General features: G+C 44.2%; 1 rRNA gene. It reads right to left on the bottom strand.

Going from position 1 to position 686, the window contains the following annotated elements:
* Positions 1-409: 409 nt before the first annotated feature.
* Positions 410-521 (bottom strand): 5S ribosomal RNA (gene rrf, locus DI53_RS12400).
* Between the last annotated feature and the right edge of the window lie 165 nt (positions 522-686).

The following is a 686-nucleotide window of genomic DNA, read 5'->3' as shown; positions in this document are numbered from 1 at the left end:
ATTGCACAAACCTCCCCTGCAAAGGTTTCAAGCGACGGGGTTTTGAATACTTTTTGCCCTTCAAAAGTATTTGCCTTGCCGCGGCATGCGGCGGAAAGGTTGTGGGATGGATTTTGTTTTTGGGTATTGAGTAGTGGGTATTGAGATAACAAGTCTGAAAGAGCCAGAGTCATTGCAAGGAGGAGGAACGACGACGCGTCAATCTTTCGGACAACGAAGTAGCGGAAAGTGATTAAAGATTGTAGTACTTAGTATGTAGAATTAGTACCTAGCTAAATTTCCACTTTTTAATTTTTACTTTCAATTGCAAGCCGGAGATACGACGGCGCGGCAATTTTGGGACAATACCAGCGGCCCGGCTAGGGCGCAAAAAAAGCCCGTCATCTTTCGATAACGGGCTTCGTATTAAATTAGGCACCGACCTACTCTCCCACCTGTTACGGCAATACCATCGGCTCTGGCGGGCTTGACTGCTCTGTTCGGAATGGGAAGAGGTAGACACCGCCGATATAGGCACCTGAAAATCTTTTATTAGATCCTAGTACTTAGATTATAGTACCTAGACAGATCTAAATACTAACTACTACATACTACCATACTAATATGACATATTATTGAAAGAAAGAAAATGAGGAAGACAACAACGTTCTACCGGCGTGGAAAGCTTCGGGCTATTAGTACCACTC

The organism is Sphingobacterium deserti, assembly GCF_000757725.1.
In the GTDB taxonomy this organism is placed as follows: Bacteria; Bacteroidota; Bacteroidia; order Sphingobacteriales; family Sphingobacteriaceae; genus Sphingobacterium; species Sphingobacterium deserti.
This window is presented reverse-complemented; position numbering and strand designations above follow the sequence as displayed.